The sequence below is a fragment of the Rosettibacter primus genome (assembly GCF_036860675.1).
GTDB classification, from domain to species: domain Bacteria; phylum Bacteroidota; class Ignavibacteria; order Ignavibacteriales; family Melioribacteraceae; genus Rosettibacter; species Rosettibacter primus.
In genome coordinates this window covers 64,478-80,253 of record NZ_JAYKGK010000012.1, presented here as the reverse complement: position 1 = coordinate 80,253, position 15,776 = coordinate 64,478, and the positions used below count along the sequence as shown (strand labels likewise).

The following is a 15,776-nucleotide window of genomic DNA, read 5'->3' as shown; positions in this document are numbered from 1 at the left end:
TATATGAGTGAGAAATATAAAATAGAAATAAACAGCTTAAATCTATTTTACGGAAAAGTAAAAGCTTTGAATGATATCTCAATGAAAATCAAAGAAAAAAAAGTTACTGCATTGATTGGGCCTTCCGGTTGCGGTAAATCTACTTTTTTGAGATGCTTGAACAGAATGAACGATTTGATAGATAATGTAAAAATTAAAGGTGATGTAATAATTGATGGGAAAAATATTTATAAAGATAGAATCGATGTTGTTGAATTAAGAAAAAAAGTAGGAATGATTTTTCAAAAATCCAATCCTTTCCCAATGTCTATCTATGATAATGTTGCCTATGGTCCAAGAATAAATGGAATTAGAAATAAAAAAGAACTTGATGAAATTGTGGAAAAAAGTTTGAGAAAAGCTGCACTCTGGGATGAAGTTAAAAACAATCTGAAAAAAAGCGGAATGTCTTTAAGCGGTGGACAGCAACAAAGACTTTGCATAGCCCGAGCCATTGCTGTTGAACCTGAAATAATTTTGATGGACGAACCCGCAAGTGCTCTTGACCCAATTTCTACAACGAAAATCGAAGACCTAATTTTTGAATTGAAAAAAAATTATACAATTGTTATTGTTACTCATAACATGCAGCAGGCATCTCGAGTTAGTGATTATACTGCTTTTTTTTATATGGGAAACTTAATTGAATATGCTGAAACAATAAAAATATTTACTGCACCAGATATGAAACAAACAGAAGATTATATACGCGGCAGATTTGGTTAATTTATGAATTTTAATTAAGAGAAATATTTTTTAATAGGAGCCGTCTGAAAATGTTAATTGTAGTGAAGAATTTATTTTTGAAGCGGAAAGTTCTTTGAAAATTAATATTTGTTTTCATATTCTTCGTCCGTCAAATGGCGGACTCAAAACGACAATGAAGGAATAGTGGTAGTCTCCTTAGAATGACAGGGAAAGTAGAATTGTCATTCTGACTCGCCGAAGGCGAGAAAGAATCTATTAAATATAATATAGTTTTTAAGATTCTCCGTCATCCACCTTTCGGCGAGATTCCTCAGAATGATAGGAAAGTATAAATCATTTTAATGAATTATTCTGTGTTATTAAAAAATTAAAGAAAATATTCAGAACGTAAAGATTTTGAGACTTATAGTCCCTCTCTTCTTAAGAGAGGGATTTAAGGAGAGTTAATAAATGTGTTAACATTTTCACGCAACCTCGTTAAGAGGTGAATTTAAAGAGAGTTCATTATTTTAATTAAATTAAATCAAAAAAATTTGTTAGAATTTAGAATTAGTTTTCAAATTCTACATTCATCTCAGGTGAATTAATAAATAATAATTACTAATTTATAAAAGAAATAAACATTAACAGTTAAATAGAAGCTTTGAAATTTTTATGTTAAATTTGGTATAAAACTAAGAGGTAAAAATTATGCAAGAACATTTTATGGCTGAAGTTGAGAGTTTAAAAACAAATTTAATAAAAATGGCTTCCCTTGTTGACGAACAAGTAGAAAGAGCAATTAATTCTCTAGAAACAGGCAACATTGAATTATGCAAAGGCGTTAAAGCCCGTGACCTTGAAGTAGATGCCTATGACAATCTTATTCAAGCTCAATGTGAAAACATACTTGCTCTTTTTCAACCAGTTGCAGCCGATCTTAGATTTCTTATATCTGCTTTAATGATTAATAATCAGCTTGAAAGATGCGGGGATATTGCTGTCAATATTGCACAACGTGTTAAAAAAATATGGAAATCAATGTCTCAAGTAAATGATTTTAGTTCATTAATATCAGAAGCACAAATTAATGAAATGGGTAAACAAGCACGACAAATGATTAAGAATGCTATCGATTCTTTTATTTATGGTGATACTCAGCTTGCAGATTCTGTAATTAAAAATGATGAAGTTGTAGATAATCTTAACAAACAGGCTTTTCAAATTTTAGTATCTAAAATGCAATCGAATAATAATTTGATTGAACCTGCTGCTCATTTAATAGTTTTAACCAGACATATTGAAAGATTAGCAGACCACGCTACAAACATTGCCGAAGACTTAGTCTTTTATATAGAAGCTAAAATTATCTCCCATAAAAAGAAGCTCCAGAAATTAGAAAAAAAAGAAAGCAGTGAAGACCAGGAATTATAAATTTTAGTTAAGTAAAGAAATATTAATCTCATTATTTGAAAAAAAATAATAATTTTTTTTTCCATTAATATAAAGTCATTAAAATTTACATACCTTAAATCTCATTTCTCTGACAATTATTAAATTTTCAATAAAAAAATTCTTTGCTTTAGATTTTAGTTTTTTTATATTTAACACCAGTTCAGTGATTATTTATTAATGGGAATAATCAAACCAGAAAGACTCAAAACAGGTGATGTAATTGGCATTATCTCGCCAGCTTCTCCTGATGATTTATCAAAAATCAATAAAGGGGTTGCCTACCTTGAAAGTCTTGGTTATCGAGTTGAAGTTGGAAAAAATGTAGGGCAGCAGGAAGGTTATCTTGCTGGCTCTGATTCTCAACGCCTTTCTGATCTTCATGACATGTTCAAAAATAAAAATATCAAAGCAATTTTTACTCTCCGTGGTGGTTATGGTTCAACAAGACTTTTAGACAAAATTGATTATAAACTTATTAGAAATAATCCCAAAATTTTTGTTGGACATAGCGACATAAACGCACTCCAAATAGCATTTTTAACTAAATGTGGACTTGTTACTTTCTCAGGTCCAATGGTTGCAGTTGATTTTCAGGATGAAATAAGTCCATTTATTGAAGATTTATTCTGGAGAATATTAACTTCAAATAAAAAAATAGGGAAACTTCAAAATCCTCGAAATGAAAAATTTTTCGTACTTACAAAAGGTAGAGCTCAAGGCAGAATTTTAGGTGGAAATCTAAGTCTTTTTACTTCATTAATGGGAACAGAATTTTTCCCACAGCAACAACTAAAAGGAGCAATTTTACTATTAGAAGATATAAACGAGGCTCCGTACAGAATTGATAGAATGTTAAATCAATTGAGGCTTGCAAAAGTATTTAATATGATAAATGGTGTAATTCTTGGTGATTTTATTAACTGCTTTGAAACCAATCCCGACAAAAAATCTTTTACACTTAACGAAGTAATATTTGAATATTTTAAGAAATTGAAAGCACCAGTAATTTATAATGTAAGGCATGGACATATAAAAGATAGTATTACATTTCCATTTGGAATTAAATGTGTTATAAATTCAGGAAATAGTTCAATTGAAATTCCGGAAAGTGCGGTAAAATAATATCCCAAATTTTCAAATATTACTCATATAAAGAATACTACCTCAAACAATTCTCTTTTTTAAGAAAAACATTTCAAAATGGTTCATTTTATGGTTTTTTTTACGATTAATCGGGCTGGTATATTTGTTGTTTGCAAAAGATAAAATAATTATATGGTGGGGCTATGGAATTCATAAATGAAGAATATATTTTTTCTTTATTGAATGATGAAAAGCTCAATGATACTGCACTTCAGAGAGATGTTATACAAAAAGCAAAAGAAGCAAAAGGCTTAAATCTGAGAGAAAGTGCAACTTTGTTGAATATTACAGATAATGAAGTTCTCGAAGAATTATTTCATGCAGCCAAAGAAATAAAAGAAAAGATTTATGGAAATCGTCTTGTACTTTTTGCCCCGCTTTATGTTACAAATGTTTGTGTTAATAATTGTCTGTATTGTGCATTTAGAAGAGATAACAAAGATTTAAAAAGAAAAACATTAACAATTGAAGAAATTAGAGAAGAGACAGAAATTTTAGTAAAACAGGGTCATAAGAGAATTTTGCTTGTTGCAGGAGAAAGTATTAAAAATTCTTCTCTTGATTACATCGGAAAAGCAATTCAAACAATGTATGATGTTCGAATTAATGGAGGAAATATAAGAAGAATTAATGTTAATACTGCTCCATTATCAATAGATGGTTTTAAAGTTTTAAAAAGTTTTGGAATAGGAACATATCAATGTTTCCAGGAGACATATCACTACGAAACTTATGTGAAGATGCATCCTGATGGACCAAAGAAAGATTTTGCATGGAGACTTTATGCAATGGACCGTGCTTTGCAGGCTGGAATTGATGATGTAGGTATTGGAGCTTTATTTGGTTTAACTGATTATAAATTTGAAACTCTTGCAATGTTAAGTCATGCTTTTAATCTAGATGAAAAATATGGTATTGGACCTCACACAATTTCAGTTCCGAGACTTGAGCCTGCACTCAATGCACCAATTTCTCATAAGCCGCCGTATGCAGTTGATGATTTATCATTTAAAAAACTCGTTGCAGTATTACGACTTGCAGTGCCATATACTGGAATTATTTTATCTACAAGAGAAAGACCTGAACTGAGACGCGAATTATTTCATGTTGGCGTATCACAAATTAGTGCAGGAAGCAGAACTTCTCCAGGGGCTTATCGTGAATCTCAAGAAAGTTTGAATGAATACGAAATGCAGCAATTTCAACTTGGTGACCATCGCTCATTGGATGAAGTAGTTAAAGATTGCTGTGAACTTGGTTTTTTACCAAGCTTTTGCACTGCATGCTATCGTTCCCAAAGAACAGGCGATAGATTTATGGAATTTGCAAAATCAGGGACAATTCATTTTATGTGCTCGCCAAATGCTTTATCGACATTTAAAGAGTATGTGATTGATTATGCTTCCGAAGAAACCAAAAAAGTTGCAGAAAGCTTTATTCATAAAGAAATTGAAAAATTAAATGGACCTACAAAAACAAAAGCAATTAAAATGATTGAAAGAGTTAATAACGGCGAACGCGATGTATTCTTTTAATAAATTTCTTAAAAAAGTATAGTATTGAATGAACTTAGAAGAAATTTTACATAAAAAGGAATTGACCAGAGAGGAAATTATTTTTCTTCTTAATCTTTCAGACAAGGAGGATATTCAAAAACTTTATGAACGAGCTGATGAAGTAAGAGCTGAATATTGTGGTGATGAAGTTCATCTTAGAGGAATAATAGACTTTTCTAACTACTGTGAACAAAATTGCCTCTACTGTGGCTTACGAGCTGATAATACTCATCTTCAGCGTTATCGAATGACACCGGAAGAAATTATTGAAACAGCAAAACAAATTATTAATTCAGGAATATTTACTATTGTTCTTCAATCTGGAGAAGATAATTATTATGATTCAGATTTAATTGCTTACATAATTTACTCCATAAAACAAATAGCTGATGTAGCAATAACTTTAAGTCTTGGGGAACGAAGTTTTAGTGAATATCAGACATGGAAAATTGCTGGAGCCGATAGATACCTGTTAAAACATGAAACAGCTAATCCAAAGTTGTATTCAATCTATCATCTGCATCAACAATTAAATGAAAGAATTGCTCATTTAAAATATTTGAAAAAACTTGGCTATCAGATTGGTTCTGGAAATATGATTGGTATGCCTATGCAAACAATTGAAGATATTGCTGATGATATTTTATTGTGTAAAGACCTCGATTTAGACATGGCTGCATTTGGTCCTTTTATTCCATCTCCAAATACTCCTTATAGAAGTAAAAAACCTGCAAGTGTAGAATTAACATTAAAAACTATGGCTGTAGCAAGGATTGTATTAAAATCAGTCCACATTCCTGCTACAACTGCACTTGCTACTCTTGATGAAAATGGAAGAATCAAGGGATTGAAAGCTGGAGCTAATGTTATTATGCCAGACTTTACACCCTTTCCTTACAGAGAACATTATCAAATTTATGCAAATCGAAAATGTATAAATGATGACCCCAAATCATGTCGTTCATGTCTTCAAATGCAAATTGAATCAATTGGTAGAAAAATTTCAACCTCGCGCGGCGACTCACTAAAAATGCAACTTAACAACTGAGTGATAATAATTTTTTAGCTACTAATTTTGATTGTATATTTCCATTAAGAATTAAAAATAATTCGGGATTAATTATGAGATTGTATAGTAAATCTTTCTTAATTTTTGTTTTGTCTTTAATAATTTTTAATTGTAGTTCTAAAAGTGATAAAGAATATTTTGATGAAGCCCTGCAAAAAATAAAAGAAAAAAAATATGCAGAAGCACTAAATAACTTCGATTACCTACTGAAAAATTATCCTGAAAGTAAATATGCTCCACAATCATTATATGAAATTGCAAAACTTTATCACGCACAATTATTGTCAAATATCAGTAAAGAAGAATCACTAAAAAAAGCAGTTAATTACTACAAAAAAATTTTTTATGAATATAAAAATTCACCTGAAGCAGAAAGAGCTTTGTTTGTATCGGGCTTTATATTTGCACATGAATTAAATCAACTCGATTCAGCAAAATATAACTATGAATTATTTTTGAAAAATTATCCTGGAAGTGAATTAGCACAATCTGTTAAACTCGAACTCGAAAATCTTGGTGTCTCGCCAGATGAAATATTAACAAAGAAAATGAAATCAAATGTCAATAAAAACTAAAGAAGTAAAATCATTTCTTAATCCTGATGTTATTGCTAAGATTGAAAATCTTGAATTAAGAGCAAGAATGATTGTAGAAGGATTCATGATTGGACTTCATAGAAGTCCATATCATGGATTTAGTGTTGAGTTCAGCGAACATAGACCATATATGCAGGGTGATTCACTTAAAAATCTTGATTGGAAAGTTTATGCTAAGAGCGAAAAATTTTTTATTAAACAATATGAAGAAGAAACTAATTTAATCTGTCATATTTTTCTTGACGTAAGCAGTTCAATGAATTTTAAATATTCATCTCGAATTACAAAATTCGATTATGCAATTACACTTGCAGCTGCACTAAGTTATATAATGATTAATCAGCAAGATGCTGTAGGTCTTGCAATTTATTCAGACCATCTTCATTCTTATCTGCCACCAAAATCTAATATTGTTTATTTAAAGACATTATTTACAGAATTAGCTAATACTATTCCATCAGGAAATACAAACACTTCAAACTGCATCGATTCGATTATAAATAAGATTAATAAACGAGGTTTAACAATTATTATTTCTGATTTTTTTGATTTCCCTTCAAAATCAGAAAATGATATTGTGGATTCTATAATGACAACTCTAAAACACATTCACTACAAAAAAAATGAAATAATTGTTTTTCAAATTTTAGATCCTATTGAAATGAATTTTGGATTCGACAGAGATTCAATTTTTATTGACCTTGAAACAAAAGATGAAATTACAACTCAGCCCTACTTAATTCAAAAAGCATATCAAGATGCTATGAAAGATTTCTTGAATAGGTTGAAGACTGAGTGCTTGAATTATGGAATTCAATATAACCTCATAGAAACTACTACACCTTTTGACAGAGCATTATTAAATTATTTTTCAAAAAGAGCAAAGTTGTATTGATAAGTAAATTAATCTGTTTGAAGAATTCGAATAATGTTACGGTTCTGTTTTTTCAATATATTTAAGATGTAAATAAGGAGAAATTTTATGCCAGTAAAAGCGGGATTTGTTTCGATTATCGGAAAACCTAATGTTGGCAAATCAACCTTAATGAATGCATTAATTGGAGAGAAATTATCAATTACAACAAATAAACCTCAAACAACACGAAAGAAAATTATTGGTATTCTCTCAACAGAAGATTATCAAATTATATTTCAAGATACACCGGGAATATTAAATCCAGAGTATCTCCTACAGGAAAGAATGCTTGAATATGTTGTGGCTGCTGCTAAAGATGCAGATTTAATTTTGTTTATGATTGATATATCGACTGACCCGACAGGTGAAAAAACTTTATCTGATGAAAAAGTTTTTGAAATTCTTAAGGATAAAAAAATCAAAAAAATTCTTTTAATAAATAAAGTTGACTTAGTTAATCAACAGGTTGTGGAAAATTTAATTAATTCTTTAAGCGAGAAAAAATTTTTTGAGAAAGTAATTCCAATTTCTGCTACAGAAGGTTATAATTTGCAAACTGTAATTGATACAATTCTTGAGTACTTACCTGAGCATCCCAAGTATTATCCTGATGACCAGTTGAGCGATGAAAATGAAAGATTTTTTGTTTCAGAAATTATTCGAGAAAAAATTTTTGAAATGTATCATGAAGAAGTTCCTTACAGCACAGAAGTGATAGTTGAAGAATTTAAAGAAAGAGAAAAAGGCAAGGATTACATTCGTGCAATTATAATTGTTGAAAAGGAATCACAAAAACCAATTATAATTGGAAAGAACGGGGAACTCATAAAAAAATTGGGCAGACACTCTCGAGAATCAATTGAAAGATTTTTACAACGAGAAGTTTATCTTGAATTGTATGTTAAAGTAAGAGAAAAATGGCGTTCAAAACCAAATTTATTGAAATCTTTTGGTTATGTTCCACCCGAAGAATAGATTTTCTGAAATCTTCATAAATTTTCGACAGATGAATGAATAATCCCAAAGAAAAAAAATCAACACACTTTTTAGGCGAAGGTGCTTTGCTGTTAATGACAATTATCTGGGGCGGCACTTTTGTAATTGTCAAAGAATCTCTTCAAGATATTTCTTCCATGTTATTTGTATCAATTCGTTTTGGTGTGGCTTCGTTAATTATTTCTGTTTATTTGTTTTTCAAAAAACATAAATTAAATAAAAATGCATTTCTTTCAGGAATTTTTCTTGGAGTTTTTCTTTTTATGGGATTCATGTTTCAAACTATTGGATTAAAATATACAACAGCTACAAAATCTGGATTTATAACTGGTTCACTTGTTGTTATGATTCCATTTTTGCAGATGCTCATTGAAAAGAAAATTCCTTCTAAAGGAGCTTTAATTGGAACTTTGCTTGTCTTTACTGGAATTCTTTTTTTGTCAAGTGATGGTAATTCAATTGAAAATTTTTTATCTGAACTCGGAAAAACATTTAACCTGGGGGATACATTAACATTAATTTGTGCTTTATTTTTTGCTTTGCATGTTGTTTATATGGACATAATTTCTCCCAAGCATGATTTCTGGATTTTATTTGTATCTCAGTTAATAAGCGTATCTATTTTTGCTTTTTTAATGTCTTTGATTTTTCATTTTACTTCACTTGAATTGATAAAAATAAAATTAACTTCAAATTTATGGATTGGGCTTCTTTATACTTCATTACTTGCGACATGTGTGAATTTTGGTTTGCAAACTAAATTTCAAAAAGTTGTAAGTCCAACCAAAGCAGGAATTATTTATTCATTCGAACCGATATTTGCAGCAATTTTTGCGTTCTTTATACTCAATGAAAAATTCACTAATTTTGGTTTGCTCGGAAGCGCATTAATTTTTTCCGGATTAATTGTATCTGAAATATTTGATTTTGTCTATTCGAATTTTTTTAACAATTCAAATGGAAAACATTAAAAGAGCAGAAATAATTGTTAATGGACTTGTTCAAGGTGTTGGTTTCAGATATTTTGTTTATAGACATGCTCAAAATTTGGGATTAAAAGGTTATACAAAAAATCTTTATACTGGAGAAGTCTACACGATTGTAGAAGGCGAAGCACATTTAATCGAAGAATTGTTTAATCGATTAAGAGTAGGACCAATTTCTGCAGATGTTAAAAATGCAACTATTAAATGGAGTGAACCTAAAAACGAATTTAAAACATTTGAGATAAGATATTGAATCAACAATTTAGAATTGGTTTTGGTTACGATGTCCATCCGTTTTCTCGAGATAGAATTTTAGTGCTGGGTGGTATCGTTATTCCTTATGAAACAGGTTTGGAAGGGCATTCAGATGCAGATGTTTTGTTACATGCAGTTTGTGATGCTATGCTCGGTGCACTTGGACTTGGTGACATAGGAAAACATTTCCCAAATTCAAGTGAAGAATTTAGAAATATCGACAGCAAAATTTTGCTTGAGCGAACTTATAATCTAATTCAACAGAATGGTTATGTTCTTGGCAATCTTGATGCTACACTTGTTATTGAAAAACCAAAAGTTGCACCGTTTATAAAATTAATGATAAAAGAAATTGCAGCTGTCTTAAAAGTTGATGAGAATCAAATTTCAATTAAAGCAACAACTTCCGAAAAACTTGGTTTTATTGGAAGAGAAGAAGGCGCAGCTGCTTATGCTGTTGTTCTACTCACCAAAAAAGAAAATTAATGCTCGAAAGTATAATTTCATACATAAGCACACTTGACCAATCTTTAATTTATTTGATTGTGTTTTTTTTCGGATTTATCGAAAATTTATTTCCCCCGTCTCCAAGTGATGTTGTTATAGTTTTAGGCGCTACTTTAATTGCTAATTCAACTTTAGGCTTTTTACCTGTTTTATTACTTGCAAGTTCAGGAAGCGGAATTGGATTTATCGTTATGTATTTCATAGGGAAATATTTGGGTGAAAATTTAATCCGAAATGGAAAGTTAAAGTTTATTAAACCCGAATCTCTTCATAAAGCTGATTTGTGGTTTCATAAATATGGCTATAATATAATTTTAATAAATAGATTTTTACCCGGAACAAGAGCTGTTGTTAGCTTTTTTTCAGGCTTTCATCGTTTAAAAAAATTAAAAACATTTATTTATGCCTTTATAAGTTCATTAATCTGGAATACTTTGTTAATTATGCTCGGAATATTTTTAGGCAACAATATAAATCTGATTGATAAATATTTATCAACTTACTCCGACATTGCTTTAATATTAACTCTTATTGTAGTATTATATTTCCTTGTTCGATATTTTGTAAAAAGGAAACGAAAGAATGAAAATACTTAAATCATACTATAAATTAAGTCCCGAAGAAAAAAAGAATAAAAAAAAAGAACTGATTTATGGATTAATTAGCGGAATTCTTCTTGGAATTTCTTTCCCGCCACTGCCTTTCCCGGTTTTTATTTTTTTTGCTTTCATTCCTTACTTATTTGTAATTGAAAAAAAACAACAACTTGGTTCAATAAATCGATTTACATACTTTACAATTTTTTTCTTTACATTAATAACATTATACTGGGTTGGAAGCTGGACAAAAGAAGCAGACCCATTTTTAATGATTTCCGGAATTCTTCTTATGTTTATTAATCCAGCAATATTTTTGATTCCATCTACACTTTATTTTTTATCTAAAAAATCTTTCAATGATAAAATTGCTTTGTATTTATTTCCATTTTTGTGGGTAGCTTTTGAATATGCATACAGCATTACTGATTTAAGATTTCCCTGGCTTATGCTTTCTAATTCATTGCCATATTTTAATTGGTTCATTCAAATTGCTGATATAATTGGAGCATATGGAATATCGCTTCTGATTTTATTCATCAATGTTTTCCTTTATCTCTTTATAAAAAGTTATTTAATGAAAAAACGGAATAACTTAGTTTATGTTACGGTTGCTGTTTTACTTTTTATTGTTCCGGTAATTTATGGAATGTATAGAACATCAACTTTTGAGAATTCTGGGAAAAAAATTAAAGTTGGTTTAGTTCAGCCGAATTTAAATCCATGGGATAAATGGGAAGCAGGGAATCTAAATGAACAATTAAATCTCTATTTGAATCTTTCACAAAAAGCAGTTGAGCAAGGAGCAAAATTAATTGTATGGCCTGAATCTGCTTTGCCGGTATATTTGTTATCAGGAAATTATTTTTATGAAGTAGAAAAAATTCATCGGTTTGTAGATTCGAATAATGTATACTTGATGACTGGCATGCCAGATGCCACATTTTATTTTAATTTAGATGAAGCCCCACCGGATGCAAAGAAAATAAAAAGTGGTGATGCTGCTTACACTTCATATAATTCAATTTTGCTTTTTACTCCTTATTCAAGTTCAGTTCAGAAATATGGAAAAATTAAACTTGTTCCTTTTGGTGAAAAAGTGCCGTTTGTAGAACAACTTCCATTTTTAGGAGACTTAATTAAATGGCAGGTTGGAATTTCAAGCTGGAATGTAGGCAAAGAGAAAACAATTTTTAATCTCATGAATTTCAAAGCAGCTGCAGTAGTTTGTATTGAATCAATCTATCCAGATTTTGTTGCAGAGTTTATTCAAAAAGATGCTGAACTGCTTGTTGTTGTTACAAATGATAGCTGGTATGGATATTCGAGTGGCCCCTTTCAGCATAAAGAAATTGCTGCTTTAAGAGCAATTGAAAATAGAAGAACTGTAATTCGTGCGGCAAATGGTGGTATTAGTTGCATAATAGATCCGCTCGGAAGAACAATTTCACAGACAAAACTTTTTACAAAAAATGTTCTAATTGGATATGCAGAATTAAGAAGTGACAAAACATTTTTTACTGAATATCCATTAATTATCCCTTTAATATCTTCATTGCTATCAATAATTGTTATTTTATTTTTTGTTATTAATAAATTTTTATTAGGAAAGAGAAATGAAAAAGTATATTGATTTAAGAAGTGACACTGTTACAAAACCATCTGAAGGAATGCGTCGAGCAATGTATGAAGCAGAAGTTGGTGATGATGTTTACAAAGAAGACCCAACAGCAAATGAACTGGAAAGATATGCTGCTGAACTGCTAAGAAAAGAAGCAGCTCTTTTTGTACCAAGTGGAGTTATGGGAAATCAAATTTGTTTAAATGTATTAACACAACCTGGTGATGAAGTTATTTGTGAAAAAGATGCTCATATTTTTCAATATGAATCTGGCTCACCTGCTGCTCTAAGTGGAATACAATTAAGTTTGATTGACGGAAATAAAAAAGGAATATTCATACCAGAACAAATTGTACCATTGATTAGGCCAGCAAGTGCATATTATATGGCAAGAACAAAAGTGATAGAAATTGAAAATACACACAATCGTGCTGGGGGCACAATTAATCCTATAGATAATATTAAAGCAATTTCCGAATTGGCAAAGAAACATAATTTATTTATGCATCTTGATGGTGCAAGAATTTGGAATGCTTCTGTGGAAACAGGTATATCACCGGCACAATATGCATCTTATTTTGATTCTATTTCTTGTTGTCTTTCAAAAGGTTTGGGAGCTCCAATTGGTTCTATAATTGCAGGTACAAAAGAATTTATTAAAGAAGCTTACAGAGTTCGAAAAGCTTGGGGCGGCGGTATGCGACAGGTTGGAATTATTGCTGCAGCTGGCTTGTATGCTCTTAAAAATAATATTGAAAGATTAAAAGAAGACCACGAAAAAGCTAAACTTTTGGCTTATAATCTTTCGCAAATAAAAAATATTGATATAGACTTAGAACTTGTTGAAACGAACATTGTAATGTTTTCATTGAAAAATATTTCTGTAGAAGAATTCCTTTCAAAGTGCAAAGAAAATGGTTTATTACTTGGTACTGGAAAAGTTGGTGTAATTAGAGCTGTAACTCATATGGATGTTTCAAAAGATGATATAATTGTTGCATCACAGATTATAGAAAAAATAGTAGAGTAAAAAAAGCATCCTGCTTTTTTAACTGACAGTGTAGTAAAAGCATCTTGCTTTTAAAAGAACTAGTAATAGAAACTTCTTAAAATTCAATGAGTTGTGGTTGTCTAAAAAGTAAGATTTTTAAAAAATAGAATACGGATAACAATGATTTTAATCGATTTGCACAGACTATTTAATTGTAAATTACTTTTTAGACAGCCACCATTAATTATTTATATTCCTGCTTTTTTACATCGGAATGCATATGGGAGCGAGAATGACAGTTAATAGGAAATCTATTTTTTCAAAATAATAAGAAGTATTTCGAAATTTATAACAATTTTTACTGCAAATCATAATAGTCGTTTTTAATAGTAAATAAATATAATTACCAGAAATGTTATTGTAACAAAAACAACTTTTGAAATAGTTGCAGGATACTTCATTTTCAAATAACCCCAGCCTTTTGCAATTAAGACCATTAAAATTGCTAAAAGAATAGTCAATACAGCACGCTCAAATATGTTCAAAGTTTGTCCAAAAATATCTACTAGACTTTTGCCGTCCCATAATTTTTATATATCACTTTTTAGTGAAGCCAATAAACAAGGAGCGATTCTCTGCTTATGTCTAAAATAAAAGATTCATATTGATTGAATTGATTTATGTATGTCCAACCTAATGCGAGCAATATTAACAAGATTCCCAATCTTTGTAGAAAAAAGAAATAATTTGGTTTTATATTTACAAGAGAATCAGTGAAAAGAAAATTTAATAATATAATTCCAGCTAAAAAGAAAATAATGCCAATGCCTATAATTTGCTTAATAAAATGTATTTCACCAATTTTTTGTTTTGCATCAACATAATATTTCCCGAACAATGCACCAGTTAAAATAAATGCAAGCCATGGAAAAATTGGGAAAAGTGAACCATGCATTCTATTAAAATAATTTGCAATGCCGAGTGTAAAATATTTTGTAAAGTCAATTATCCATGCAATGGGAGAATATGCTAAAACGTATAAATCAATGATGATTAAGATGCCATAATAATAGTTATCAGATTTAATTAGTAGTCTTAAAAAAAGTAGTAACATTAAGCCAATAGCTATGCATTGCAAAATATCAACTCGTAGAAGTTCAATCATCATATGCGGGTAATCAGGATTATTAATTTTTTTATAAGATAGAAATAAAGCATGAAGAGAATAACCGGCAAGTAATATTAAAATTAACCTTCCAAATTTTTTCCAGAATTATTTACCAAATCTTCTTAATTCGTCCAATCCTTTTTGAAGTGAAAGAACAAATACCATTCCCGAAGTAAATGTGAATGCTGGGGCAACTAAACCATTAATATAATTTAATATTTCAAACCAGCTTTGTGATTTAATTTCAGGTAACAAAAAGGCATTAACAACATGTACTTCTATCATTATAAGAAGTGCAATCCCTTTTAATAAATCAATAAAAAGTGCACGATTTGTTTGTGTCAAAGTAAATTTTAGATTATTTACAAGATTAATTTCGATATTTTTTCTGCAAGTTAAAAAATGTTTTTTATTGATTTGTAAAATTTTTTGTATGCACATTTTTTAATTTTTATAGAAAGAAAAATTTGCTAATTTTAATTACACTTTAAGAGGTGCATATGAATTTGGTATTCGACATTGAAACAGTCGGATACGAATTTAATTCCCTCTCGGAATCTCAGCAGGAATATATTCTTCGATATGCAGAACAAGAAAAAGATGAACTCAAAAGAGAAGAAAAAATAGAGGATGCCAAACGTTATTTGAGTTTGTATCCATTCACAGCAAAAATTGTAGCAATAGGCATGCTGAATACAGAGACTGAAAATGTTATGGTGTTATATGAAAGCAAACAAAAAGAAGAATTCAAATCTGAAGAAAAAAAAGCAACATATAAGTCCATGACTGAAGAAGAAATGATTATGTATTTCTGGGATTGTGTAAAAAAAGTTGAAAAGATTATAACATTTAACGGAAAAAATTTTGATGTGCCTTTTATAATATTAAGGTCAGCAGTCTTAAAAATAAAACCAAGCAGGAATTTAATTAAAAGTAAATATGATACTTCAAATCATATTGACCTGCTCGAACAATTTACATTTTACGGCATAATAAAGAAATTCAATCTCGATTTTTATTGTCATGCTTTCGGTATTGAATCTCCTAAATCGAAAGGTATAACTGGAATGGAAGTAAAAGAATTATATAAAGCAGGGAGAATTAAAGATATTGCTGTTTATTGCGGCGAAGATGTCAGAGCAACCTTCGAGCTTTACAAAATATGGAATGAATACCTGAATTTTACATGAGTGCA

16 protein-coding genes and 1 pseudogene are annotated in these 15,776 nt (G+C 29.9%); 15 read left to right on the top strand and 2 right to left on the bottom strand.

Annotation, left to right across the window (positions count from 1 at the left end; all coding sequences use genetic code 11):
* The first annotated feature begins 3 nt into the window (after nt 1-3).
* The 14 genes from pstB (at nt 4) to VJY32_RS12905 (ending at nt 13,452) form a co-directional block, all read left to right on the top strand.
* Entirely contained in the window at nt 4-765 is a 762-nt protein-coding gene (gene pstB / locus VJY32_RS12970; RefSeq protein ID WP_353678349.1) for a phosphate ABC transporter ATP-binding protein PstB, read from the top strand.
* 672 nt (nt 766-1,437) lie between these two features.
* Complete coding sequence (gene phoU, locus VJY32_RS12965) at nt 1,438-2,160, top strand: phosphate signaling complex protein PhoU (protein ID WP_353678348.1); 723 nt, start codon at nt 1,438-1,440, stop codon at nt 2,158-2,160.
* Between the two features lie 198 nt (nt 2,161-2,358).
* Complete coding sequence (locus VJY32_RS12960) at nt 2,359-3,303, top strand: S66 peptidase family protein (protein WP_353678347.1); 945 nt, start codon at nt 2,359-2,361, stop codon at nt 3,301-3,303.
* A 164-nt stretch (nt 3,304-3,467) separates the two neighbouring features.
* A complete protein-coding gene (gene hydG / locus VJY32_RS12955; RefSeq protein ID WP_353678346.1) occupies nt 3,468-4,859 on the top strand; it encodes a [FeFe] hydrogenase H-cluster radical SAM maturase HydG in 1,392 nt (463 codons plus the stop codon).
* A gap of 28 nt (nt 4,860-4,887) precedes the next feature.
* Complete coding sequence (gene hydE, locus VJY32_RS12950; RefSeq protein ID WP_353678345.1) at nt 4,888-5,928, top strand: [FeFe] hydrogenase H-cluster radical SAM maturase HydE; 1,041 nt, start codon at nt 4,888-4,890, stop codon at nt 5,926-5,928.
* 74 nt (nt 5,929-6,002) lie between these two features.
* The gene (locus tag VJY32_RS12945; protein ID WP_353678344.1) at nt 6,003-6,524 is read left to right on the top strand and encodes a tetratricopeptide repeat protein; all 522 of its coding nucleotides are present in this window, start codon (nt 6,003-6,005) and stop codon (nt 6,522-6,524) included.
* Nucleotides 6,508-7,440: a DUF58 domain-containing protein gene (locus tag VJY32_RS12940; protein ID WP_353678343.1), complete on the top strand. Its 933-nt coding sequence runs from the start codon at nt 6,508-6,510 to the stop codon at nt 7,438-7,440. The genes VJY32_RS12945 and VJY32_RS12940 overlap by 17 nt, the downstream gene beginning before the upstream one ends.
* An 87-nt stretch (nt 7,441-7,527) precedes the next feature.
* Nucleotides 7,528-8,436: a GTPase Era gene (era, locus tag VJY32_RS12935; protein ID WP_353678342.1), complete on the top strand. Its 909-nt coding sequence runs from the start codon at nt 7,528-7,530 to the stop codon at nt 8,434-8,436.
* A 35-nt stretch (nt 8,437-8,471) separates the two neighbouring features.
* Nucleotides 8,472-9,428, top strand: coding sequence for a DMT family transporter (locus VJY32_RS12930; RefSeq protein ID WP_353678341.1), 957 nt, complete (start codon nt 8,472-8,474; stop codon nt 9,426-9,428).
* Entirely contained in the window at nt 9,415-9,696 is a 282-nt protein-coding gene (locus VJY32_RS12925; RefSeq protein WP_434968543.1) for an acylphosphatase, read from the top strand. The genes VJY32_RS12930 and VJY32_RS12925 overlap by 14 nt, the downstream gene beginning before the upstream one ends.
* A complete protein-coding gene (ispF, locus tag VJY32_RS12920) occupies nt 9,693-10,184 on the top strand; it encodes a 2-C-methyl-D-erythritol 2,4-cyclodiphosphate synthase (RefSeq protein WP_353678340.1) in 492 nt (163 codons plus the stop codon). Before VJY32_RS12925 ends, ispF begins: the two co-directional genes overlap by 4 nt.
* The gene (locus VJY32_RS12915) at nt 10,184-10,801 is read left to right on the top strand and encodes a DedA family protein (RefSeq protein ID WP_353678339.1); all 618 of its coding nucleotides are present in this window, start codon (nt 10,184-10,186) and stop codon (nt 10,799-10,801) included. The genes ispF and VJY32_RS12915 overlap by 1 nt, the downstream gene beginning before the upstream one ends.
* Nucleotides 10,788-12,434: an apolipoprotein N-acyltransferase gene (gene lnt / locus VJY32_RS12910; RefSeq protein WP_353678338.1), complete on the top strand. Its 1,647-nt coding sequence runs from the start codon at nt 10,788-10,790 to the stop codon at nt 12,432-12,434. The genes VJY32_RS12915 and lnt overlap by 14 nt, the downstream gene beginning before the upstream one ends.
* The gene (locus VJY32_RS12905; RefSeq protein WP_353678337.1) at nt 12,418-13,452 is read left to right on the top strand and encodes a threonine aldolase family protein; all 1,035 of its coding nucleotides are present in this window, start codon (nt 12,418-12,420) and stop codon (nt 13,450-13,452) included. The genes lnt and VJY32_RS12905 overlap by 17 nt, the downstream gene beginning before the upstream one ends.
* Before the next feature lie 344 nt (nt 13,453-13,796).
* Here VJY32_RS12905 and VJY32_RS12900 read toward each other — a convergent pair whose 3' ends face one another.
* Complete coding sequence (locus VJY32_RS12900; protein WP_353678336.1) at nt 13,797-13,958, bottom strand: hypothetical protein; 162 nt, start codon at nt 13,956-13,958, stop codon at nt 13,797-13,799.
* A 59-nt stretch (nt 13,959-14,017) separates the two neighbouring features.
* Nucleotides 14,018-15,022: pseudogene (locus VJY32_RS12895) on the bottom strand (heparan-alpha-glucosaminide N-acetyltransferase domain-containing protein).
* A gap of 59 nt (nt 15,023-15,081) precedes the next feature.
* Here VJY32_RS12895 and VJY32_RS12890 point away from each other — a divergent pair.
* Nucleotides 15,082-15,771 carry a ribonuclease H-like domain-containing protein gene (locus VJY32_RS12890; RefSeq protein WP_353678335.1) on the top strand — a complete coding sequence of 230 codons (690 nt, stop codon included), beginning with the start codon at nt 15,082-15,084 and terminating at the stop codon, nt 15,769-15,771.
* Nucleotides 15,772-15,776 lie beyond the last annotated feature (5 nt).